The organism is Nocardia sp. NPDC051030, from assembly GCF_040683015.1.
GTDB lineage: Bacteria > Actinomycetota > Actinomycetes > Mycobacteriales > Mycobacteriaceae > Nocardia.
Genome location: NZ_JBFBCD010000002.1, coordinates 627,238 through 647,562, shown reverse-complemented (window position 1 = coordinate 647,562; position 20,325 = coordinate 627,238). Strand labels below are relative to the sequence as shown.

The 20,325-nt window shown below is 66.1% G+C and carries 24 protein-coding genes; 14 read left to right on the top strand and 10 right to left on the bottom strand.

The features are described 5' to 3' along the window. Positions 1–19: 19 nt before the first annotated feature. Complete coding sequence (locus tag AB0N05_RS07610; RefSeq protein WP_364688730.1) at positions 20–877, bottom strand: LysR family transcriptional regulator; 858 nt, start codon at positions 875–877, stop codon at positions 20–22. 83 nt (positions 878–960) lie between these two features. Here AB0N05_RS07610 and AB0N05_RS07605 point away from each other — a divergent pair, with 83 nt between their 5' ends. The 7 genes from AB0N05_RS07605 (at position 961) to AB0N05_RS07575 (ending at position 7,754) form a co-directional block, all read left to right on the top strand. Next, positions 961–1,959 carry a bile acid:sodium symporter family protein gene (locus tag AB0N05_RS07605; RefSeq protein ID WP_364688727.1) on the top strand — a complete coding sequence of 333 codons (999 nt, stop codon included), beginning with the start codon at positions 961–963 and terminating at the stop codon, positions 1,957–1,959. Between the two features lie 117 nt (positions 1,960–2,076). Further along, positions 2,077–3,222: a TDT family transporter gene (locus tag AB0N05_RS07600; protein WP_364688723.1), complete on the top strand. Its 1,146-nt coding sequence runs from the start codon at positions 2,077–2,079 to the stop codon at positions 3,220–3,222. A 298-nt stretch (positions 3,223–3,520) separates the two neighbouring features. Further along, positions 3,521–4,096: an RNA polymerase sigma factor gene (locus AB0N05_RS07595; protein ID WP_364688720.1), complete on the top strand. Its 576-nt coding sequence runs from the start codon at positions 3,521–3,523 to the stop codon at positions 4,094–4,096. Then, the gene (locus AB0N05_RS07590; protein WP_364688717.1) at positions 4,093–4,791 is read left to right on the top strand and encodes a Rieske (2Fe-2S) protein; all 699 of its coding nucleotides are present in this window, start codon (positions 4,093–4,095) and stop codon (positions 4,789–4,791) included. Before AB0N05_RS07595 ends, AB0N05_RS07590 begins: the two co-directional genes overlap by 4 nt. 113 nt (positions 4,792–4,904) lie before the next feature. Next, positions 4,905–5,399 carry a cupredoxin family copper-binding protein gene (locus AB0N05_RS07585; protein ID WP_364688715.1) on the top strand — a complete coding sequence of 165 codons (495 nt, stop codon included), beginning with the start codon at positions 4,905–4,907 and terminating at the stop codon, positions 5,397–5,399. Between the two features lie 14 nt (positions 5,400–5,413). Continuing rightward, positions 5,414–6,361, top strand: a complete 948-nt coding sequence (locus tag AB0N05_RS07580) for a metallophosphoesterase (RefSeq protein ID WP_364689602.1) — start codon at positions 5,414–5,416, stop codon at positions 6,359–6,361. Between the two features lie 169 nt (positions 6,362–6,530). After that, the gene (locus tag AB0N05_RS07575; RefSeq protein WP_364688712.1) at positions 6,531–7,754 is read left to right on the top strand and encodes an Ig-like domain-containing protein; all 1,224 of its coding nucleotides are present in this window, start codon (positions 6,531–6,533) and stop codon (positions 7,752–7,754) included. Between the two features lie 19 nt (positions 7,755–7,773). Here the strand turns inward: AB0N05_RS07575 and AB0N05_RS07570 are convergent, their stop codons facing one another. Next, entirely contained in the window at positions 7,774–8,757 is a 984-nt protein-coding gene (locus AB0N05_RS07570; protein WP_364688709.1) for an oxygenase MpaB family protein, read from the bottom strand. Positions 8,758–8,868: 111 nt separating this feature from the next. Between AB0N05_RS07570 and AB0N05_RS07565 the strand changes: the two genes are divergently transcribed. Next, positions 8,869–9,519, top strand: coding sequence for a TetR/AcrR family transcriptional regulator (locus tag AB0N05_RS07565; protein WP_364688706.1), 651 nt, complete (start codon positions 8,869–8,871; stop codon positions 9,517–9,519). Between the two features lie 152 nt (positions 9,520–9,671). After that, a complete protein-coding gene (locus AB0N05_RS07560) occupies positions 9,672–10,685 on the top strand; it encodes an NADP-dependent oxidoreductase (protein WP_364688704.1) in 1,014 nt (337 codons plus the stop codon). A gap of 85 nt (positions 10,686–10,770) precedes the next feature. Here the strand turns inward: AB0N05_RS07560 and AB0N05_RS07555 are convergent, their stop codons facing one another. From AB0N05_RS07555 to AB0N05_RS07545, 3 genes are all read right to left on the bottom strand, one after another. Beyond that, a complete protein-coding gene (locus tag AB0N05_RS07555; RefSeq protein WP_364688701.1) occupies positions 10,771–11,403 on the bottom strand; it encodes a hypothetical protein in 633 nt (210 codons plus the stop codon). A gap of 35 nt (positions 11,404–11,438) precedes the next feature. Further along, positions 11,439–12,095 carry a hypothetical protein gene (locus AB0N05_RS07550; protein ID WP_364688699.1) on the bottom strand — a complete coding sequence of 219 codons (657 nt, stop codon included), beginning with the start codon at positions 12,093–12,095 and terminating at the stop codon, positions 11,439–11,441. Positions 12,096–12,166: 71 nt separating this feature from the next. Next, positions 12,167–12,685 (bottom strand): hypothetical protein, encoded by a 519-nt coding sequence (locus tag AB0N05_RS07545; protein ID WP_364688696.1) that lies wholly within the window; start codon positions 12,683–12,685, stop codon positions 12,167–12,169. Positions 12,686–12,946: 261 nt separating this feature from the next. On the opposite strand from AB0N05_RS07545, the gene AB0N05_RS07540 reads away from it, so the two are divergent. Together AB0N05_RS07540 and AB0N05_RS07535 are read left to right on the top strand one after the other, a co-directional pair. Continuing rightward, positions 12,947–13,348, top strand: a complete 402-nt coding sequence (locus AB0N05_RS07540) for a hypothetical protein (RefSeq protein WP_364688693.1) — start codon at positions 12,947–12,949, stop codon at positions 13,346–13,348. A 45-nt stretch (positions 13,349–13,393) separates the two neighbouring features. Continuing rightward, positions 13,394–13,516 (top strand): hypothetical protein, encoded by a 123-nt coding sequence (locus tag AB0N05_RS07535; protein WP_364688690.1) that lies wholly within the window; start codon positions 13,394–13,396, stop codon positions 13,514–13,516. A 21-nt stretch (positions 13,517–13,537) separates the two neighbouring features. Here the strand turns inward: AB0N05_RS07535 and AB0N05_RS07530 are convergent, their stop codons facing one another. Next, the gene (locus tag AB0N05_RS07530; protein WP_364688687.1) at positions 13,538–14,035 is read right to left on the bottom strand and encodes a hypothetical protein; all 498 of its coding nucleotides are present in this window, start codon (positions 14,033–14,035) and stop codon (positions 13,538–13,540) included. Positions 14,036–14,285: 250 nt separating this feature from the next. Here AB0N05_RS07530 and AB0N05_RS07525 point away from each other — a divergent pair, with 250 nt between their 5' ends. Further along, entirely contained in the window at positions 14,286–15,239 is a 954-nt protein-coding gene (locus AB0N05_RS07525) for a serine hydrolase (protein WP_364688684.1), read from the top strand. Here the strand turns inward: AB0N05_RS07525 and AB0N05_RS07520 are convergent. The 3 genes from AB0N05_RS07520 to AB0N05_RS07510 are packed head-to-tail and all read right to left on the bottom strand — an operon-like array spanning position 15,229 to position 16,545. Further along, positions 15,229–15,837 (bottom strand): TetR/AcrR family transcriptional regulator, encoded by a 609-nt coding sequence (locus AB0N05_RS07520; protein ID WP_364688681.1) that lies wholly within the window; start codon positions 15,835–15,837, stop codon positions 15,229–15,231. The genes AB0N05_RS07525 and AB0N05_RS07520 overlap by 11 nt on opposite strands. Next, positions 15,827–16,246: a hypothetical protein gene (locus AB0N05_RS07515; RefSeq protein ID WP_364688677.1), complete on the bottom strand. Its 420-nt coding sequence runs from the start codon at positions 16,244–16,246 to the stop codon at positions 15,827–15,829. Before AB0N05_RS07515 ends, AB0N05_RS07520 begins: the two co-directional genes overlap by 11 nt. Beyond that, positions 16,243–16,545, bottom strand: coding sequence for a hypothetical protein (locus tag AB0N05_RS07510; protein WP_364688674.1), 303 nt, complete (start codon positions 16,543–16,545; stop codon positions 16,243–16,245). The genes AB0N05_RS07515 and AB0N05_RS07510 overlap by 4 nt, the downstream gene beginning before the upstream one ends. A gap of 265 nt (positions 16,546–16,810) precedes the next feature. Here AB0N05_RS07510 and aguA point away from each other — a divergent pair, with 265 nt between their 5' ends. Both aguA and AB0N05_RS07500 read left to right on the top strand, forming a co-directional pair. Beyond that, positions 16,811–17,905: an agmatine deiminase gene (aguA, locus tag AB0N05_RS07505; RefSeq protein WP_364688671.1), complete on the top strand. Its 1,095-nt coding sequence runs from the start codon at positions 16,811–16,813 to the stop codon at positions 17,903–17,905. Continuing rightward, on the top strand, positions 17,902–18,552 hold the full coding sequence (locus AB0N05_RS07500) for a VC0807 family protein (RefSeq protein WP_364688669.1): 651 nt from the start codon (positions 17,902–17,904) through the stop codon (positions 18,550–18,552). Before aguA ends, AB0N05_RS07500 begins: the two co-directional genes overlap by 4 nt. Here the strand turns inward: AB0N05_RS07500 and AB0N05_RS07495 are convergent. Continuing rightward, positions 18,531–20,291 (bottom strand): glycoside hydrolase family 9 protein, encoded by a 1,761-nt coding sequence (locus tag AB0N05_RS07495; RefSeq protein ID WP_364688666.1) that lies wholly within the window; start codon positions 20,289–20,291, stop codon positions 18,531–18,533. The two genes, AB0N05_RS07500 and AB0N05_RS07495, sit on opposite strands and share 22 nt — an antisense overlap. Between the last annotated feature and the right edge of the window lie 34 nt (positions 20,292–20,325).

The following is a 20,325-nucleotide window of genomic DNA, read 5'->3' as shown; positions in this document are numbered from 1 at the left end:
GGCGCACCCCATTGATTATCTAGCGCCCGTGCCCGTGCAGGCGGTGCGCGTTGGCGAGAATCGCATCGCGCAGCGCCTGTTCGGGAGCGGACAGCGCGCTGCGGCGATGCATGAGGACGAATTCGAGTTCACCGAGGTCGGGCAGGTGCGGGTCGTCGATCACGACCAGCCCGTCCGGCAGCAGGCTTTCCGCATGGACGATATAGCCCAGACCTGCGAGCGAGGCGGCACGCAGGCCCAGTTGGCTGTCGCTGACACAGGTGGTGCGGCAGATTCGCCCCTCACGTTTCAAGGCGCGCAAGGCGATTCGGCGAGTGAGGCTGGGGGCCGGGTAGGTCACCAACGGCACCGGTCCGTCGGAGACGAGGCTTCCGGGCGGGCCCGCCCACACGAGGCGATCGCGCCAGACGACTTCGCCGTGCCGCTCGCCGGGCAGGCGCTTGCCGAACACCAGGTCCAGATCACCGGCCTCCATACCGGTTTTGAGGGTCTCGCTCAGACCGACGGTGAGCTGTAGATCGACGCCCGGATGACTGCGGCGGAACTCCAGCAGCACCTCGGGCAGATCATTGGCCGCCAGATCCTCCGAGACACCGAGCCGGAGCAGCCCGGTGAGCGTCGAGTTCGAGAAGAACTGTTCGGCCTGTCCATTGGCCGCCAGAATGCTCCGCGCGAAGCCGACCATGGCCACGCCATCCGCGGTGAGCGCGAGATTGCGGGTATCGCGGCGCAGCAGACTGCGCCCGGCGGCCTTCTCCAGCCGGGCGATATGACCGCTGATCGTGGATTGCCGCAGGCCGAGCAGCTTGCCCGCCGCGGTGAACCCACCGGCCCGCTCGACGGCCAGAAACGTGCGCAGGAGCTCGGGATCGAACACGGCTCAAATTATCACGGTATACGTTTACAGATATCCGATTGAGCGCCTATCGCGATCAACCCCGCGCCCATAGCGTTGACCGCATGAAGTACCTGAACAGGATCTACATCGACGGCTTCATGCTCTCCATCGTGGGCAGCGCCGCCTTGGCCAGCCTCTTCCCGGCGCAGGGTGCGATGGCGGACGTGGTGGACAAGGGCACGAAGGTCGCCATCGCGCTGCTGTTCTTCCTCTACGGCGCGCGCCTCGAGCCCCGGGAAGCGATTGCGGGACTGCGTCATTGGCGTCTGCACACCGCGGTCCTGGCGACCACCTTCGTGGTGTTCCCCCTGCTCGGCTTCGCCTTGCGGGTGCTCGCCCCCTCCGTGCTCACCGAGGATCTCTATATCGGCGTCCTGTTCCTCTGCCTGGTCCCGTCCACCGTGCAATCCTCGATCGCGTTCACCTCGATCGCCCGGGGCAATGTCGCGGGCGCGGTCGTGAGCGCCTCCCTCTCGAACCTGATCGGCGTCTTCGCGACCCCGCTGCTGGTGGTCCTGCTCATGGACACCACGGGCAAGGCCGAGGTGAAGGCCTCGACGGTACTGGTCATCATGGCGCAATTGCTGTTGCCATTCCTGCTCGGACAGGTGCTGCGCTCGCGCCTGACCTGGCTGCTCGAACGTCCGGCACCCTTGAAGGCCGTCGACCGCGGTTCGGTCCTGCTGGTCGTGTACGCGGCGTTCAGTGCCGGTATGGCCGAACACATTTGGACCGGACTGTCCCCGCTCCGAGTGTTCGCCACCGCCGCGGTCTGCGCCTGCCTGCTCGCGACCGTGCTGACCTTCACCAGCGTGCTCGGCAGACTCGTCGGCTTCTCGACCCCGGACCGGATCGTCCTGGTCTTCTGCGGTTCGAAGAAGGCCCTGTCCACGGGCCTGCCCATGGCCTCGGTCCTGTTCGCCGGTCACCAGGTCGGCCTGATCGTCTTGCCGCTCATGATCTTTCACCAGATCCAGCTCTTCACCTGCGCGGTGCTCGCCCAGCGCTACGCCCGCAAGACCGCGGCCGAACCCCGGCTCGCCGCCGCCGCATCCGCCTAGTACCGAGAGAACGCACAGCCGCGGTGTAAGTCCAGTGAGCTGGTCATAGAACTGTTCTATGCATGCATCGGTTCATGGCCGGTACCGGGGGATCCTCCAGGAACCGATGCTGGATTCATGACCACATTGATGTCCCGAAACACCGCAGAGGAATCGCAGTCGCGTACCGAAGCCGGGACCTCTGCGGTCCCGAAACGCCACGAGCCCAGCGAGCCCCTGCGGCACCTGGCCCCCAACTGGTTCGCCGCCGTAATGGGCACCGGCATTGTCGCCAATGCCGCCGCCACCCTCCCCTTGCAGTTCCCCGGCCTGCACGATGCCGCCACCGTGGTGTGGGGCCTGGCCTCCGCCCTGCTGATCGTGCTCGCCGGTGTGTGGGTGGCCCATTGGAAGCGCTACCCCGACGCCGCCCGCGCGCACGGCGCGAATCCCGTCATGATGCAGTTCTATGGCGCTCCCCCCATGGCCCTGCTGACCGTCGGCGCGGGCACCCTGATTCTGGGCAAGGACGTGATCGGCCTGTCCGCCGCCCTGACCATCGACTGGATGCTCTGGTCGGCCGGCACCGTGCTCGGACTGCTGAGCGCCGCCGTCATCCCCTACCGGATGATCACCCGGCACAGCTTCGATGCCGATTCAGCCTTCGGCGGCTGGCTCATGCCCGTGGTGCCTCCCATGGTCTCGGCCGCCACCGGCGCGCTGCTGATCCCCTATGCCGCCGCCGGTCAGGTCCGGATGACCATGATGTTCGCCTGTCTGGCCATGTTCGGGCTGAGCCTGATCGCCGCCATCGTCACCATCACCATGATCTGGTCGAAGCTGCTGCACCACGGGTTGCCCGCCGCCGGGATGGTGGCCACCGTGTGGATCGTGCTCGGCCCCCTGGGCCAGTCGGTGACCGCCGCCGGGCAGCTGGCCAATGCCGCTCCCAGCGCCCTGCCCGCCCAGGATGCCGCCGGATTGAAGGTCTTCGCCCTGGTATTCGGTGTTCCCACTTGGGGATTCGCCATGCTGTGGCTGGCCCTGGCCATTGCCGTGACCTATCACGCCCGCAAGTCGATGAAGTTCAATATGACCTGGTGGGGCTTCACCTTCCCCGTCGGCACCTGCGTCACCGGGAGCACCGTGCTCTACGCCCACACCGGAGCCGTGCTGTTCGCAGTGGTCGCGGTGGCCATGTTCGCCCTGCTGGTGACCGCCTGGGCCGTGGTGGCCGGGCGGACCATCCGTGGTGTGCTGCACGGAGAGCTGTTGCCCCGCTAGCTCGAATACGAACAATCGAATAGCCGAACAAAGCTGGAGCGTGCCGATGAGGGTGACACGCTCCAGCTTTTTCGGTCCGTCACCCCGAGCGGTGACGCCCGCGCCGAGGTGGTCACTCGGCGCAAGTATTTGATCTACTATCTACGTCCGTAGATAGTAGATAAGTCATTTGCTCCGTGCAACACCGGAGGTCAGAACCCCGAAAACCCCACGCTGAAAACCCCACGCTGTAACCCCGCTCGCTATCTACTTACAGGCGTGAACACGCGTCGGCGATGGCATCGGGAAGCGGCGGTTCATGGTTCGACGTGCGGAATCCGGGCTCCGGCCCGGGACGAACGCGGAATCCGGCTCTGGTCGGGAGCTGCGGCTGGTGTCCGGTGACAGATATCCCGGCTGGGAAGCGGTGTACCGGGACAATGCCGGGTGGGTGTACGCGCTGATGTTCGGCAAGGTCGGAAACCGGCCCGACGCAGAGGATCTCACGGCCGAGGTGTTCACGGCCGCGCTCGAACCGATGCGCCTGTCGGCCAGCATCCCGGAGGTGCGCGCCTATCTGCGCGCCACCGCGCGCACGGCCCTGGCCGGGTACTGGCGCGTGCGCATGGGACGCGAGATCACCACCATCGACGACGATATCGCCGATGATCCCCCGGAAGCGGCGGACGAAAATCCACTGGCCGCCGCGCGGGCGCGAGCCGTACTGGCCCGGCTGCCCGAACGCTATCGGCAGATCCTGGAACTGCGCTTCCTGCAAGGATTATCGGTGAAGGACGCGGCGCAGGAACTGGGTGTGAGTGTGGCGAACGCGAAGGTATTGCAGCATCGGGCCTTACAGGCGGCGGCCCGGATCAATGAGCGGGGTGCGCGGTGAGCGGGCGGGAAGTACGGCGCTATGTCGAGGAGCTGCTCACCGGGCGGCGGCCACAGGGCTTCCGGCCGGACGAGGCGGATGCCGAGGAAATGCGCACGGCCATCGAATTGCGGGCCGCACGGCTCGGAAGTGATACGCCCAGTGAGGAATTCCTGACCGGGCTGCATCAGCGGCTCGCGGCGCAGAGGGCGGGCGAGAGCCCCGAACCCGCACACGGCGGCGGGACCAATCGCCGCCGGATCCTGCTCGGCACGTCCGCCGCCGCAGCGGCCGCCGCTGCCGCCACCGTCGGCGCGGCCGTCGATCGCACGATCCTGCACGGGACACACGGCGAGACCCCGGCCGCGGAGCCCACCCTGGAGCCGAACAATGGCGTCTGGCGGGCCGTCGCCGCATCCACCGACCTTCCCGAGGGTGCGACCGTATCCTTCGATGTCGGCACTCTGAATGGATTCGTGCGGCGCGACAAGGGAATTCCGGTCGCGGTCTCGGGCGTGTGCACCCACCAGGGTTGCAAACTCTGGCTGGACGCACCCGCCGACCGATTGCGCTGCCCCTGCCATTCGACCTCGTTCGCCACGGACGGTGTGGTGGTGACCCATCAGCTGCCCATCGCGCCCGCGCCGCTGCCCCATCTTCAGGTCCGCGAGCACAATGGCATGATCGAGGTTTTCGCGCCGACCGAGCCAGCGTGAGCCGAATCGACGGTGGTACACGGCTTTTCGGCGATCGTGTAACCCGGGGCGCTACCTCTTGGTGACCGATCCGCAGCAGCGGACCGACTCACCCGGATGGAGGACCCGGACCCATGAGAGCTATTCGAAGCCGACGGCGAGCGAGCGCCACGCTCATCGCTGCCGCGGCCACGCTGCTGACGCTCAGCGCGTGCGGCGGCGGCAGCCCGGGGAACAAGGCCCCGGACACTGCCGCGCCCACCCCCGTCTTCGCCTCCGGCACCGAGACGCCCGGCCTGGTGCCGGACGGTGGATCGGCCATGCCCGGAATGCCGAATATGTCCACATCAGTCTCGGCCGCCGCGGCCGCACCGACCGGTCCGAATGCCATCGATATCAATAACTTCGCCTTCTCCCCCGCCACCCTCACCGTCAAGGTCGGCACCACCGTGACCTGGACCAATCGCGATGAGGAACCGCACACCGTCGCCGCCGACAATGACGGGCCCCGCTCCTCCGGCCTGGGCACCGGCGCGACCTACACCTTCACCTTCAGCAAGGCGGGCACCTTCGCGTATGTATGCACGATCCACCCGTTCATGCACGGCACCGTGGTGGTGACCCAGTGAGCGCCCGGCATCCCATGAACGACGGCGACCAAGTCCCGCACGATCCGCAGACCATGAGCCGACGTCAGCTCATGCGGCACAGCGCCTGGTTCGGCGCGGCCGTCGGATTGGCCGTGGTGGGCGGCGAGGTGGTCTCGCAGATCGCGGGCACCGCACCGGCCCTGGCCGACGACACCCGGCCGACCCTGCGATTCGCGCAGGTCAGCGATAGCCACATCGGTTTCACCGGTACCGCGAACGCGAGCGTGACCGACACCTTCACCGAGGCCATCGGCCAGGTGAACGCGCTCGGCTACACTCCCGACTTCATCATCCACACCGGCGATCTCACGCACCTGGCCACTCAGGAGCAGTTCGATCAGGTCAAGCAGATGATGATGGGCTTCAAGACCCCGCACGTGTTCACCGTTCCGGGCGAACATGATTCGACCGATGACGCCGGGCAGCGCTACCGCTCGGTCTTCGGCAAGGGCACCCGCGGCGACGGCTGGTACTCCTTCGATATCGCGGGCGTGCACGTGATCGGGCTGGTCAATACGCTGAATCTGAGGAGTCTCGGCCACCTCGGGCAGGATCAGCTGGATTTCGTCAAGAACGATGTGGCCGGATTGTCCAGCGACACACCGATCATCGTGTTCAGCCATATCCCCCTGTTCGCCATGTACCCCCAATGGGGCTGGGGCACAGACGATGCCACCGAGGCGCTCGGCTATCTGCGCCGCTTCTCCTCGGTGACCTGCCTCAATGGCCATGTGCACCAGCTGTTCACGAAGACCGAAGGCAATATCACCTTCTACAGCGGCACCACCACCGCCTATCCACTGCCGAAACCCGGTGACGGTCCCGCCCCGAAATCCGTGACCCTGCCTGCCGGAAAACTGCATGACGCGCTCGGAATTCGGGAGGTGAGCTTTCAGCGGGGACAGCAGATGTTGGCAATCAAGGATCAGCCGCTGAAGTGACCGATCTACCAGTGGTATCCGTAACGAATTGGTCGCAACTGCGAGGCTCGGTGAGCGCCTCGCAGGCGCGCGGGTAAAGATCGGAACCAGCAGGTAATCTACTAGGTTGAGCAGTAACAAGAGGCTGTGCAGCAGTGCGGCGCATGGCGATTATGGGGAGGGAGGGCCTATGCAACCCCGCCGTTTTCGATCGAAAGCCGCCGCCGGTTGGTTAGTGGCATTGATCTTCGTGCTGGTGGCGTGCTCGTCGTCACCGTCGCTGAGCGGGGATCCCGCCTCCCCCACGCCCGCCGCCCCGGTCATCACCATCACGCCGCAGCAGGGCACGGATGGGGTGGATCCGGCGGCACCGGTCAAGGTGAGCACCTCCAGCGGCATTCTCACCACGGTGACCCTCACCAATGAGGACGGCCGGGTCATCGAGGGCACGCTGACGCCGGACAAGACGGCGTGGAAGCCGAACGAGCAGCTCGGCTACGGCCGCACCTACACGATCAAGGCCGAGGGCCTGGCCGTCACGGGCGCGACCGGGCCGGTCACCTCCACGTTCACCACCATCTCCCCGAAGAATCAGACCAAGGTGTACCTGAACACCACGGGTGGTCAATCGCTCGCGGACGGCGGCACCTACGGGGTCGGCACGGTGATCGTCGCGCACTTCGACGAGATCATCGCGAATCGGGCCGCCGCGGAGAAGCGCCTGGTCGTCACCACCGATCCGAAGGTGGACGGGGCCTGGTACTGGATGGACGGCCAGAACGCGCACTGGCGGCCGAAGGAGTACTACAAGCCGGGCACCAAGGTCAGCGTGGCGGCCAGCATCTACGGCGTCGAGCTGGGGAATGGGCTGTTCGGGCAGGAGGACAGCAAGACCTCCTTCGTCATCGGCAATTCGCATGTGTCCATCGCCGATGACAACACCCATCAGGTCGAGGTCTACGAGAACGGCACGCTCATCCGCACCATGCCCACCTCCATGGGCCGCGGCGGCAGCGAAACCATTGCGGGCCGGACGATTACGTTCTGGACCCAGCCGGGCGTGTACACCGTCATGGACAAGGCGAATCCGGTGATCATGGACTCCTCCACCTATGGGCTGCCGATCAATTCGCGGCTCGGGTACAAGGAGGCCATCGGCTGGGCCACCCGGATCAGCAGCGACGGCATTTATCTGCACGCGCTGGACTCCACCATCTGGGCGCAGGGCAGCCAGGACGTCTCGCACGGCTGCCTCAACCTCAGCTCCGAAAACGCGCGCTGGTTCTTCGATTTCTCGGTGTCGGGGGATGTGGTGGAGGTGCGGAACACCGGCGGTGCGCCGCTCGAGGTGTGGCAGAACGGCGATTGGGGGATGCCGTGGGATCAGTGGGTGGCGGGGAGCGCCGTGCACTGAGTTCTGCGCTGAGTCCTCGCTATGCGGCGCTCGCCTGAAGTCGGCGGGCGTGCGCGGCCAGCGCCAACGCGTCCGGTCCGCCGATGCCGCGTTCGACCGCATCGGCGAAGCGATGCACGTTGAAGGCCAGCATGATCGGCCGCGTCATCCGCAGCGACAGGTTCAGCAGCGGATCGAAAAGCGCTGGCACGCCGAGGTTTCGGCGTGCGGGGCGCGGCAGCATGGCCATCATCTGCGGAGTGAACAGGCCGGATAGCGCAAGCGGCGCGAGCTCATGCACTTGCGCGAATTCGAATCCGCGGGCCATTGCCACGAAGGGCGCTACCGCGAGGTCGGTGCCGAAGTTCTCGGCCACCCCGTAGCGATGAGCGATGCCCGCGTAGTACTGCGCCACTTCTCGGCACGTGGTGGGGATTTCCTCGGGCGTAGCGCCCATGAGCAGGCCGAATTGCTTGGCCTCCAACCAGAATTGGTCCCGATCCCGGGGTTCGAGTCGGCGCGGGCGACGCAGGCCCTCGTAGGCGAAATTCTCATAGACCAGCAGGGCCGCCTGCATGATCGTGACGTGCGCGAAGAGCACGAGTTCGGGGCCCTGCGCGGCATAGGGCTCGTCGGTGCCGGGAATCGTTCCCGTCATCGGCGAATGGTATTTGCGCAGGTGGGCGGCGATGCGATCCGCGGTTTCCTTATCGCCCAGGATGATCGGGACCGGGACGCCGACCGTGCGCTGGGCGCGGCGCACCGCCATGATCGGGCTCATGCTGCGGCGTTTGCGCGCGACGACCGCGAGCGGGTCGTGATCGACGAGCACGGATTGCAGGGGAATATGCGGGAGTTCCAGGAGCGCGGTCACCGGGGCGATGAATGGCGTCACCACCGGATGCAGCAGGACTCGCCAGACTTGCGATCCCGGACCGAAATACCCGTAGTCGGGAGTGTCGCCCGATCCGGCGGGTGTGGGGGCCGGACCGCGTCGCCAGATCCGGACATCATTGCTGGCCATGGATGATCACCTCGTCGTGCTCCATATCGGCTGTGTACCAAGCGTATTGACCAGTCGGATGACTTTACAAGTCTTATGACTTGTTCGTTGCGGGACCGGTATCGTGGGCGAGTGTCGGTCACGACGGGAGAACCCAGACGAAGCGGGCCGGAAGCCAAGCGCAGCAGGGCCGAACAACGCGAGGACACCCGCACCGCGATACTCGACGCCACCATCGCGAGCCTGGTCGAGAACGGGCATGCCGCCACGACCACGCGCGGGGTCGCCGAACTCGCCGGATTGAGTCAGGGCGCGGTGCAGCACTATTACCCCACCCGGGCGGCGCTGCTCGATGCGGCGATCCGGCGGCTGGCCGATATCACCGCGCAGGCGGTTGTCGAAACCTATTCCTCCGTAACAGGAACCGATCGCGAGCGGGTGGGGGTGCTGGTCGACGAGCTGTGGACGCTCGCGCACGTGGCACCCGTGAGCGTGGGATTCGAATTCCTGGCCGCCGCCCGCACCGATCCCGAGATGGCCGTCACCGTGGCGCATCTCGTCGAGCACATCGAATCCACCGTGTTCACCGTGGCTCGGCGGGTGCTCGGCGAACTGGCCGACCGGCCCGGCGCGCGGGATTGGATGCAGATCACCGTCATCACCGTCGCGGGTGTCCTGCTCACCGCCTCGGTGCCCGCGGCCTCGAGCCTGGTCCCGGACTGGAGCGTCGTGCGCCGCCACATCATGACCAGCTTCGACACCTGGCGTGGCGAACACCGCTGAGTGGGCTGTGTTTATGGAAAGGTTCGCCGGAGGGACCGGGAAGCGCGGGCGGCCATCGACACCGCTGAGTGGGACACGCCGGGAGAACCGGGTATAGCGGGACGGCCGTGTTCCACAATGGGACCGTCGCCCATCGAAAGGTCGTGCCGCCGATGAAGACCACCAGAATCGTCCTGGCCTCCCGCCCGACGGGTATGCCGGAAGACGAGAACTTCCGCACCGAGACCGTCGAATTGGAAGGCCCCGGCCCCGGCCAGGCCCTGCTCCAAACCCTGTATCTCTCGCTCGACCCGTACATGCGCGGGCGCATGAGCGATGCCCCGTCCTACGCCCCGCCCGTCGAAGTCGGCGAAACCATGTGCGGCGCGACCGTCTCCCGCGTCCTCGAATCCACCGATCCCGCCCTGCAACCCGGCGATATCGTGCTCGGCTACGGCGGCTGGCAGACCCATTCGGTCGAGGCCATCGGCTACCTCCGCAAGCTCGACCCGTCGACCGCGCCCGTGACCACGGCCCTCGGCGTACTCGGCATGCCCGGCTTCACCGCGTACTCCGGCCTGCTCACCATCGGCCGCCCCCAGGAGGGCGAAACCGTCGTGGTCGCCGCCGCCACCGGCCCGGTCGGCGCAACCGTCGGCCAGATCGCCAAGATCAAAGGTGCCCGCGCGGTAGGCATTGCGGGCGGCCCCAAGAAGGTGGCCCTGCTCCGTGATTACTTCGGCTTCGATGCCGCCCTCGACCACCGAGCCCCCGACTTCGCCGACCAACTGGCCGCCGCCACCCCGGACGGCATCGACGTCTACTTCGAAAACGTAGGCGGCCCAGTCTTCGACGCCGTCCTCCCCCGCCTCAATAAATTCGCCCGAATCCCCGTCTGCGGCCTCATCGCCAACTACAACGACACCGAACTCCCGCCCGGCCCCGACCGCCTCCCCCTCCTGACCTCCCTGATCCTCCGCAAAAGCCTCACCCTCCGAGGCTTCATCCAAACCGAATTCCAGAACCAAGCAGGCGAGTTCTACCCCGCAGCCGCCGAATGGCTTTCGGAGGGCCGCCTGAAGTACTTGGAAGACATAGTCGAAGGCCTCGACAACGCCGTCGAAGCCTTCCAGGGCCTCCTGACCGGCAAGAACCTCGGCAAACTAGTCATCAAGATCGCCGACTGAACCAGCGTCATCGCATCAACAAGGGGTGAGGGAGCTGTGGTGGTGGGAATTCGAATGATTTCCCACCACCACAGCTCCCTCGGTCCTACTTCTCTTGCGATGCCAGGCGCATGCCCTCGGTGAAGAAGTCGAGTACCGCTGCGGCGGTGGATAGTTCGGTGAGCGGGCGGGCCGCGCCGAAGGACTGGTTCCAGAAGGGGCCGGTGCGTGGGGTCCAGGGGCCGACGTAAGCGTAGGGCTCGGGGATCGAGGAGTCGCCGGGAGAGACGCCGTAGTTGACCTCATCTACGACGATGGCCAAGTCGAAGTGCTCCGGCCAGAGTGCGGGGGTTTGGTCGGGAGCCAGTTCCTTCAGGGCGTGGTTACCCATTTCGAAGGCCCGGGCGAGGGTTGCGGCGTGGGTGGGGTCTATGCGAAGGATTTCGTCGGGGGTGATGACGGTGGCCTGGGGGTAAACGCCTTCGGGAGCACCGGGGGTGAAGCCCGCCGCCTTGGCCAGGCCGGAAATTGTTGCGCCATCCAGGTTTCCGACCGGGAGACCGTCGACGAGCAGTTGGCCCCCGCGCACCGCGATCCGCGGCTCGCCGATGGTGGCGAAGCCGGACTCGGAGGGCTTCAAGCGGATGGTGCCGCTGGCTCGGAATTGCGGCCCGGCCAGCAGTTGTTCCGCGATGGCATGCAGGGCGAGGCGGGTTCGGATGTACGCGGAGGAATCCATGGGTCCATCCTGGCCGCATTCCGTTGGCGGAGTGGCTATTTCATGACCGAGGTGTAGGGGCGCAGGCCCAGTGCGATATCCGTGCATGCGCCGAGGAGGACGTCGCGCTCGACCGGGTCGAGTTGGTGGTGGGTGATCAGGCGGGTACCGAGAATGGGGACGGGCATGGGCTGACCCGCTTGGTCCCACCAGATGTAGGTCTCGTACAGGTCATTGGCCACGCGACCGAGGGTCCAGCCGCCGGTTCGGCGGACCACGTCGAGGCGGCCGGTCTCCTGCCCCATGCGGTCGAGGATGATGAGGCGGAAGAGTTCGGGGGATTTCGGCTCGTCCGGATCGGGGACGAAATGGAAGAGAGTTCCGGCCGTGGAGCCCACGGCGGTCGAGGTATCGGCGCGATTGATGGTGGCGATGGAGGTGCCGTCGCCGCGGCTGAGGGTGGTGGGGGCGGCGTCCTTGGATTCGACCCAGACGATCGAACCGTCGGCATAGGTGAGGCGGTGTTTGCCGGTGCCGCCGTTCTTGAAGCCGAACAGGATCGCGGCCTTCGCGCCCATTCCGTTCCCGGCGCCCTGCACTCCGACCGCGAGTGGGTCGCCGGGGCCATTGCGGAAGGTGATGCGCAGAGCGTTGGACACCTTGTGAACTACCCGGCCCTCGATCATCAGCGAGCCGTCCTGCGGGCCTGACATCCACTGAGGATAGGCGCGAGGTCAGTGACGCATTGGCGGTTTCTCCGAGGTGCGCCGGGGCGACACGGCGGTCACTTGCCGTCCGGGTGGCCGACGGTGGCGAGGGCGACGGTCCAATCGGTGGCTATGGCGGACTGCGCGTCGGACAGCGCGACCTTGCCATTGCAGATCAGGGAATGCAGCTTGCTCTCGATGCCGTCCTTCGGATTGTTCACCCCTTCTCCGGCCTTGTGGCCCGGTGAGGGTGGTTCCACCCACAGGTTGCGCGCGTCGTTCGGATCGCCGCCGAGTTCGAGGGAGATGAGGTGGTCGTATTCGGCGTCGCTCGGGTCTCCGGTGAAGTCGTAGGACTTGATATTGGCCTTCTTCTCCGGGCCGGTAATGCTCTGGTTGGGCCGAATCGACTGTGTGTAACCGGATTTGCAGATGGTGGAGGCCAGATTGGCCGAGGTCACCTTGGGATTCACGGCTCCGGGGGTGCAGGTCGTATCGGGGAGCGGCTGACCGTCCGCGGCTTTGCGATAGTGGCAGCTGCCCGCGGCGGGCTGGGGCTGCACGGTGTACTCCACCGGTCCCGGACCGACCGGCACGTTCGATTGTTGTTTGGCCGGTGGCTGCGAAACCTCGTGTGCCACAGTGTTCGCGGGGTGAGCCGAGCAACCCGCCGTGAAACCAATGGCCAGCAGGGCTATCGCAAGCCCTTTGTGCGCCTTCATAACAATCCCCACTCGAGCCCGATAGCACCCCAATTGTGCGCTATCCCTTGGCGATCGGCCATCGGTGCGGCGCGTCGCTATTCGGGCCTGTCACCCATACCGGACAGCTACCGCCCGCCCGGTTATGCTGCGGGAATGACAGAAGACGTGTCGCTCTCTCGCAGCACGACAACCCGGACCCCGGCGAAGGCCCTCGCCGCCCTCCTCTTCGGCGCGGGCACGATGCACTTCGTCGTACCCAAGCAATTCGATGCCATTGTCCCGCCCCAACTTCCGGGCGAACCCCGCACCTACACCACCGTCTCCGGCGCGGCCGAACTGACGATCGCGACCCTGCTGCTCGCGCCCCGCACCCGCCGCCTCGGCGGCCGCCTCGCCCTGCTGCTGTTCCTCATCGTCTGGCCCGGCAATTTCCAAATGGCCTACAACTGGGTGCGCAGCGATCGCCCCATACCGCTCAAGGCAGGCGCGATTGCCCGCCTGCCACTTCAAATCCCCCTGATCACCGCGGCCCGCAAGGTGTATCGCAACTCGTAACCCCTTCGCGGGCAACGTGGCCAATCGAGTTTCGGCACCACAGACGTGGGCGTCGGCACGCGGCGTCGGCACCCCGCCGATACCGCCTCGGCCGCCCTGCGGGCCATCGCCAACTCATTCCTCACCGGCACCACATTGCACGTCGACGGCGGCGGCCGACTGGCGTGAAACCTCGTGTCGTGTTGCGGCTCAGGCGAGTATGAAGCTCAGCATCTGGTTCGCCCCGCCGCCCTCACGCCACCAGGAGTAGCCGAACCAGACGCCCGGGGTGACCTCGCGGATCTCGTCGTAGACCTGTGGGAACGGCGAGGGTGCGTAGTCGAGGGCCCAGGTAGGGCCGCCGTCCATGATCGCGGGGGCGGTATAGACGTCGGCGCGAATGCCTTCTATCCCGGCGGGGGTGAGGCGGTTCATCAGGAATCCGCCTTCGGGGCCGGTATAGAAGGTCTTGCCGATCCACAGCGCCGGGGCGATGGCCACCATATTCGGCGGGCTGGCGACCCAGCCGTTCTTGACGCCCATCGGTATCGCGCCGCGCGAAGCATCACGAAAGATGCCGTCCAGTTGCTCTGGACCGCATCGGAAGCGGAGCGAATCCACCGTCGCGGCACGGTCATTGGTGTAGAGGACGCATCCGCCGCCATAACCCGCGTCGGCGTTCGCGGACGACAGACCGAGCGGGCTCACTGCAAATACCGCGCTCAGGCCGCTCAGGGCGAGCAATCGCCCGAGAGTTCTTCGGAGATTTTCACGGTTTGTGTGCATCACTGTCTCCACCGGGGGATGAGCCCCGACCCACCTGTGATGCTAGTTCGCTATCAGTTAGCCACACCCGAGTGACGCCAAAACGAGACAAAGGACAACAAAACGACACAGTTAACAGGCAATTGACAGCAAGGGTTGTATTGCATCACAGGTTCATGGCGATGCTTTGTTCATGACCCAGTTTCAGGCTCGTACACCGCGGTCGCGGTGGTTGTGGGTCGCCACCGGATGCCTTGTCGCTCTGATCTTCGCGGCGCTCGGCACTGCGCCGCACGCGGTGGCCACCGGCCATCGGCAAATCGGCGTGGCACAGCGGCCGAGCCCGGTCGCGCCCACGGACGGGAATCGGGCGCACGGCGCCGTCGCGACCACGCCCGCCCCGCCGCCGCAACTCTCGGCGATCACCCTCGCCCAGCAGATGCAGGCGGCGATTCAGCTCGCCTCACCCGGCACCACCGTCGGTATCGATGTCGTCGACACCAGTACGGGCGGCACGCTCGCCAGCCTGAACTCCGATCAGCAGTTCTACACCGCTTCCGTGGTCAAGCTGCTCATCGCCCTCGACGAGCTCAGAACCACTGGCTGGCAAGCCGATTCGGATACCGCGGAGGATCTCACCGAGATGCTGTCGACCAGCGATGACGAGGTCGCCGACGTCCTCTGGGACGAGGGCGGCGCGGAGGCGATCGTGTCCCGGATGGCGGACCTGATCGGCCTCACCGACACCGTGCCACCGGAAGACCCGGCCCAGTGGGGCGAAACGCTCATGTCACCGCGCGATGTGGTCAAGGTATTCGAGTTCCTCGGCACCGCGGTACCCGAACCGGCCCGCACCCTGGTCATGAACGCGCTGCGCGGCACCACTCGGATCTCGGCCGACGGCACCGATCAGTACTTCGGCATTCCCGATGGATTATCCGGCCTCGATTGGGCGGTCAAACAGGGCTGGATGGCCCTGGACGACTCCATCACGCTGGACTCCACCGGCATGGTCGGAGCGGGTCCGGGGCTTCCCCTGCATTACGCGGTGGTGGTGCTGACCGCACAGCCCGCCGACACCAGCTGGGCCGCGGGCGGTTCCGCGCTGACGGCGGGAATCAGCCTGCTGCACACCGTCATCGGGTAGCGGGGGCGTCCTCGCCGAGCCAGCGCCGCACCCAGGCGCGCGCGAGCCGCCGGGCCCGTTCGGGCGAGACCCGGTCGGGTTCGGTCACGACAGCGATCGACAACCCATCCAGGAGCCCGAGCAATTCGGTTGCGGCGTCCCGGGATTCGTCCGTGCGCGCCGGATTCGCGTTGGTGAGTACCCGAGCCAGTGTGTCCTCGGTGTCCTGCCACTGCTCCCGGTGCAACTCGGCGATCCGCGGATCGTGCGCCGCCCGGGCCACCAGCGCCAGCCACATGCGCGAGAGCCGATGCTCGGGAGTGGGAGTGACCAGCAGTTCGGTGAAGCCGAGCAGCAGTTCACCGGGCGGCAACTCGTCGATTCCGGACTGATGGAAGCGCGCGATGGCCTGATCCCGCACGTGATACCAGGCGGCAATGAGCAGATCCGTCTTGGTCGAGAAGTAGTACTGCACCGTGCCGATCGAGACGCCTGCCCGCGCGGCCAGATCGCGAATGCTCACGCCCTCGATGCCGTTCTCGGCGATCGCGTCGGCCAGCCGCTCCATCAGCTGATGACGGCGGTCGGTGCCATCGCTGACCGTCTTGCTAGCGGCCATATCTCCCCCTCTGATCGCGGCTGTTGTAGTAGCGCCAGGCCTCGCCGAGCACCCGCCGGGCCAGCACCCCCGGCTCGGGACGCTGATCCTCGCGCGGGGCGCGGTCGGCCACCGCCGCGAAGAACAACAGCAGTATGCCGATACCGCCGACCCCGAAATACACCGCCTCGCCGAGCATCGTGACGAGCACGCGCGCGAAGTCGTGCTCCTCCCCCTCCACCCGGGGCATGATCACCTCGGCCTGAATCCAGTGCGCGCCTTCGGCAATCAACCACGCCGCCGCGCCCGCGACCGCCGCCCAGCCCGCGCCGGGATGGCGGCGGGCCAATCGCACACCAAAGGCCATGGTGCCGACCGCCAGTGCGACGATGGCGACCTCGCTCGCCTCGAACAAGATCGGCGCGCTCACTGCGGCACCCCGCTATTCCGGGACCGGCCGATGGCCACCAGCAGAAGAACCCAGGCCCCGATCAGAAACACATTGCGCAGGCCGGAACCGATTTCCATGTGCTCGACGATGCCCTCGGAGTCACCGCCGAACCAGCGCACATGGTCGGAGACCACGGCCACCCCCGACCCGATCAGCGCGAGCGCGGCGGCCGCCATCGCATAGGGGAACGCTCCGCCCAGACGCCGCCGGTAGTACAGCGCCAGCCCCGCCCCGACGAGCGGGGCACACAACCCCAGCAGCTCGAGTACTCGAAACATCTCCACCACCGTTCATACAGATGTATTTCAGTGAACGTTCTCCAGTGCTCACAGCCTAATACGTTCGTATGGTCGTGCGCCAGTACCGGCCCACTCGACCCGAGTCATGCACGATCGGCATATTTCCGGCGTGGAAATGCCCGCGATCCTGCGATCGCGGGCGTTTTTTCGTGCCGGAGCCGCTGCGACCAGGTCGGATCCAGCTCTCATACGATCGTATTATTTTCTATTGTTTTATGCGCTCGATCAGTCATACACTCGTATGGTGAACGCAGAACTCCGCACCATCCCGGCCACCGACGGATATCGAATGCCCGCCGAGTGGGAGCCACACGGCGGCTGCTACCTGGCCTGGCCCGAGAACACCTACTTCTGGAGGCAGGGCGCGAAGCCCGTCCAGCACACCGTGGTGGCCATCGCCGATGCGATCGCGGCGACCGGCGAGCAGGTGACGGTGACCGTGTCGAGCAGCCAGTACCTGCACGCGCGACTGCTGCTGCCCGACGCGGTCCGGGTCGTGGAGATCTCGACCTTCAATGCCTGGGCGCGCGATATCGCGCCCAGCTTCCTGGTGGATGATCACGGTGGGCTGCGCGGCGTGGACTGGCGGTTCGACGGCTACGGAAACCGGTCCCCGTACTGGCATCTCGATAATGGCTATGCCGCGCGGATCCTCGACCTGGAACGCCTCGACCGCTATGCGGGACCGATCGTCTTCGAAGGCGGCATGATCGATGTCGACGGACTGGGTACCGGAATCGTGGCGGCGGAATGCCTGCTCGACCCGGTGCGGTACCGAAACCCCAACCGCGACACCATTATCGACGCCGTCCGCGACTACCTCGGCGTGCGCAAGTTGATTTGGCTGCCCTTCGGCCTGGTCGACGACGACACCGCCGGGCATATGGACAATATGGCGCGCTTCGTCTCCCCCGGCACGGTGGCGCTCGCCTGGACCGGCAATGAACGCGACCCACAGTTCGAACGCAGTGCCGCCGCATGGGAACTACTCACCGCCGAGACCGATGCGGACGGAAAACCCTTGACCGTCCACAAGATTCCCATCCCCGGCCCGCTGCATATGACGGCCGAGGAGAGCCTCGGCACCGATATCGGCGCACGGATCGACCGGACCGGGCAGCGGCTCGCCGGTTCCTACCTCAACTTCTATATCTCCAATGGCGCGGTCCTGATCCCCGCCCTGGACCCGGCCACCGACGATGAAGCGGCCGCCATTCTCAGCGGCTTACTCCCCGGACGTGAGCCGATCCAGCTCCCGAGCCGGGAACTGCTCCTGGGCGGCGGCAATATCCATTGCGCGACAAGACAAATCCCCGCGACCACCCGGAGGCAGTCATGACTCCCGCACCCCGCAAGTGGACCCGATTGTTCTGGCTGGCTTGCGATATCGGAATCTCCCCCGCCACCTTCTTCCTCTCCCAGGCCGTGGGCGTCGGCACGGTCCGCGCGCTGGTGTTCGCGACTGTGGTTGCCGCAATATGGTTCGCCCTCAGCATGATTCGACGCCGCCAACTGGATGGCCTGTCTCTCACCATGCTCGCCACGTACGCCGTCATGCTCGCCATGGCGCTGACCATCCACGATCCGCGCCTGATGCTATTGCGCGATCCGGTCGTCAGCGCCATCGCCGGTCTGCTGTTCCTCGTCAGCTGCCTGACCGCGCTCCCGGCCACCGCGGACCTGGCCGAACGCTTCCACGGCACCGCGCCGACTCCCGAACTACTCCCCGTCTACCGCGTCAGCTCCCTGGTCTGGGGCATCGCCCTCACCGCCGAGGCGGCGGGGCGCGCCGCCCTGGTCTTCGTGCTCCCCATCTCGATGACCGTTGCCTTCTCCTCGGTCGCCGAGCTGGTCATCGTCGCCATGCTGATCGCGTGGACGATGTGGTACCGAAAGCGGCGGTCCGTGGCGAAATCCTTTTCAGAAGAGTTGATTTCATCACCACCGATGCCCTCCCGATCGGACTACTTCGCCAATGCGAAATAGAGCAGCGCGATGGCAGTGAAGTCATCGGCGGGTTCGACGGTCTGCCACGCACCGACATCGTCGACGTACCGCGCTCCTTGTCCGTCGAAGGATTCGAAACCTGGTGTCGCACAGGAGCGCATCGTCGGAAACCGATTGAGCTCCTCGAGCTTGTCCGCCCCGTTCGGGCCATTCACCACCGCGCCCGTGAGGATCTGCCCGGACAGATTGGCGATCTGATGCTCCGGGCAGCGCGGGAACACCGATCCGACACCGATGACGAACGACGAACCCCAGGCATTCGCCCCGAGCACCCAATTCCGCTGCCGAGTGGCGAACGCATCATAGGTGCCCTCGCCGGTCACACTCCGATACAGCAGAGCGGTGACGGCAAGTCCGAATGTATGTGGCACAGAATCGAACTCGGTGTACTCCGCACCGGCGCCGAAGGGATCCGCCGCAGCGCGCGACACACCGTCATCGAGCTGCCGGGCAAGATCACCGACAAGTTCGGCGCGGCTCACCCCACCGGAATCCATTCCGGCATCGATCAGCCGAACGAGGTCAGCATGCGCCAGCGCACTGACATCCCCGAGACCGAGGGTGCCGCGCGCGTCCGAACGCAGATACGCCGCTGCCCACTCCCCCGCATCCCGCGCGAACTCCGCCGCCCGCGAATCACCCAAAGCCCGTGCCGCAAGCGATAGTTCGGCCGCAGCGAACTCCATATCGTCCTGCCACGAGGCTTCCGGATAGAAGGCGTGCGGGTACGCAGTAACCAACTCCCCGACGGGCCGCCGCTCCGCCTGCCGGTACAGCACCACAGCCTTATCGAACTTCCGCCGAGCCGACTCTCCCGAATCCACCTGCGCGGCAAGCGCAAAGGCCGCCGTCACCTTCCCCGCCAGATTAGGGCTGATCGGCTTCCCAGGATCAGCAGCCCGAAACACCGGCCGCCGAGCCAGCGCGGCATCACTCCCCCGCGCCTCATCCGCTTCCGGCAGCCTCCACGAATCATGGTCGGAGACAGTGGATTCATTCCCGATCCCAATCCCGACCTGCGCATACAGCGTGCCGGACCGGTCATCCCACATGCGCTCCAGCCACTCCATCCCCCACTTCGCCTCGGCCGCAACCCCTACCCCCGAGTCCCGCTGCGCCACCAGCATGGCCCCCACCGAATACGCGGCCGTATGCGTGAACTTCAAATAGTCCCCCGCATCGGCCCATCCCCCCGAAACATCCACCGGCCCACCATCCGCGATCAGATTCTCCCCGGCAATCCCGGCCTCTCCATAAACCGGCGGCCGATACACGGTGGCCTGCCTGTCATTGCGATGCGCGGTATCGCGCTGCATATGAAAGAACCCGGCATTAGCCGAGATCAAGGGCGCGAAGATATCGCTGCCAACCCAGAACGGAGCCGAAGCCGCAGCCCCCGCCACCTCGATCCGATAAGTCCCCGCCTGAGTAACCGCCGACAAATCAAGCACCCGAACGTCGCGAAACTCATCGTTCCAAGCCCCGGTCCGCCCCCCAGCAGTCCCGACAAACGCGGTCCGCCCCGAACCATCGACAACCCGAAACTCGACACTCCCGCGATCCCTAGCAGACATCAAATACGCCAGCTTGGCCTCGGACGGCAAGAATCCGACCTGATCAACCCGCACATAGGCGGCATCCGACCGAGTCTGCGCCCCGCTCGCACATCCACCGGCGACCAGCGCACCACACAACACGAAACCCACGACCTTCTTCACAAGGCCCGAGTCTCACCGATCGACCATGAGTGTT

What these genes read in the sequence shown, in the direction of transcription:
- AB0N05_RS07500 (WP_364688669.1), top strand. Translation starts at nt 17,902, where the DNA reads ATGACTCCCGCACCCCGCAAGTGGACCCGATTGTTCTGGCTGGCTTGC.
- AB0N05_RS07520 (WP_364688681.1), bottom strand. Translation starts at nt 15,837, where the DNA reads ATGGCCGCTAGCAAGACGGTCAGCGATGGCACCGACCGCCGTCATCAG.
- AB0N05_RS07605 (WP_364688727.1), top strand. Translation starts at nt 961, where the DNA reads ATGAAGTACCTGAACAGGATCTACATCGACGGCTTCATGCTCTCCATC.
- AB0N05_RS07570 (WP_364688709.1), bottom strand. Translation starts at nt 8,757, where the DNA reads ATGGCCAGCAATGATGTCCGGATCTGGCGACGCGGTCCGGCCCCCACA.
- AB0N05_RS07585 (WP_364688715.1), top strand. Translation starts at nt 4,905, where the DNA reads ATGAGAGCTATTCGAAGCCGACGGCGAGCGAGCGCCACGCTCATCGCT.
- AB0N05_RS07555 (WP_364688701.1), bottom strand. Translation starts at nt 11,403, where the DNA reads ATGGATTCCTCCGCGTACATCCGAACCCGCCTCGCCCTGCATGCCATC.
- AB0N05_RS07525 (WP_364688684.1), top strand. Translation starts at nt 14,286, where the DNA reads ATGACCCAGTTTCAGGCTCGTACACCGCGGTCGCGGTGGTTGTGGGTC.
- AB0N05_RS07575 (WP_364688712.1), top strand. Translation starts at nt 6,531, where the DNA reads ATGCAACCCCGCCGTTTTCGATCGAAAGCCGCCGCCGGTTGGTTAGTG.
- AB0N05_RS07560 (WP_364688704.1), top strand. Translation starts at nt 9,672, where the DNA reads ATGAAGACCACCAGAATCGTCCTGGCCTCCCGCCCGACGGGTATGCCG.
- AB0N05_RS07550 (WP_364688699.1), bottom strand. Translation starts at nt 12,095, where the DNA reads ATGTCAGGCCCGCAGGACGGCTCGCTGATGATCGAGGGCCGGGTAGTT.
- AB0N05_RS07540 (WP_364688693.1), top strand. Translation starts at nt 12,947, where the DNA reads ATGACAGAAGACGTGTCGCTCTCTCGCAGCACGACAACCCGGACCCCG.
- AB0N05_RS07595 (WP_364688720.1), top strand. Translation starts at nt 3,521, where the DNA reads ATGGTTCGACGTGCGGAATCCGGGCTCCGGCCCGGGACGAACGCGGAA.
- AB0N05_RS07600 (WP_364688723.1), top strand. Translation starts at nt 2,077, where the DNA reads ATGACCACATTGATGTCCCGAAACACCGCAGAGGAATCGCAGTCGCGT.
- AB0N05_RS07510 (WP_364688674.1), bottom strand. Translation starts at nt 16,545, where the DNA reads ATGTTTCGAGTACTCGAGCTGCTGGGGTTGTGTGCCCCGCTCGTCGGG.
- AB0N05_RS07580 (WP_364689602.1), top strand. Translation starts at nt 5,414, where the DNA reads ATGAACGACGGCGACCAAGTCCCGCACGATCCGCAGACCATGAGCCGA.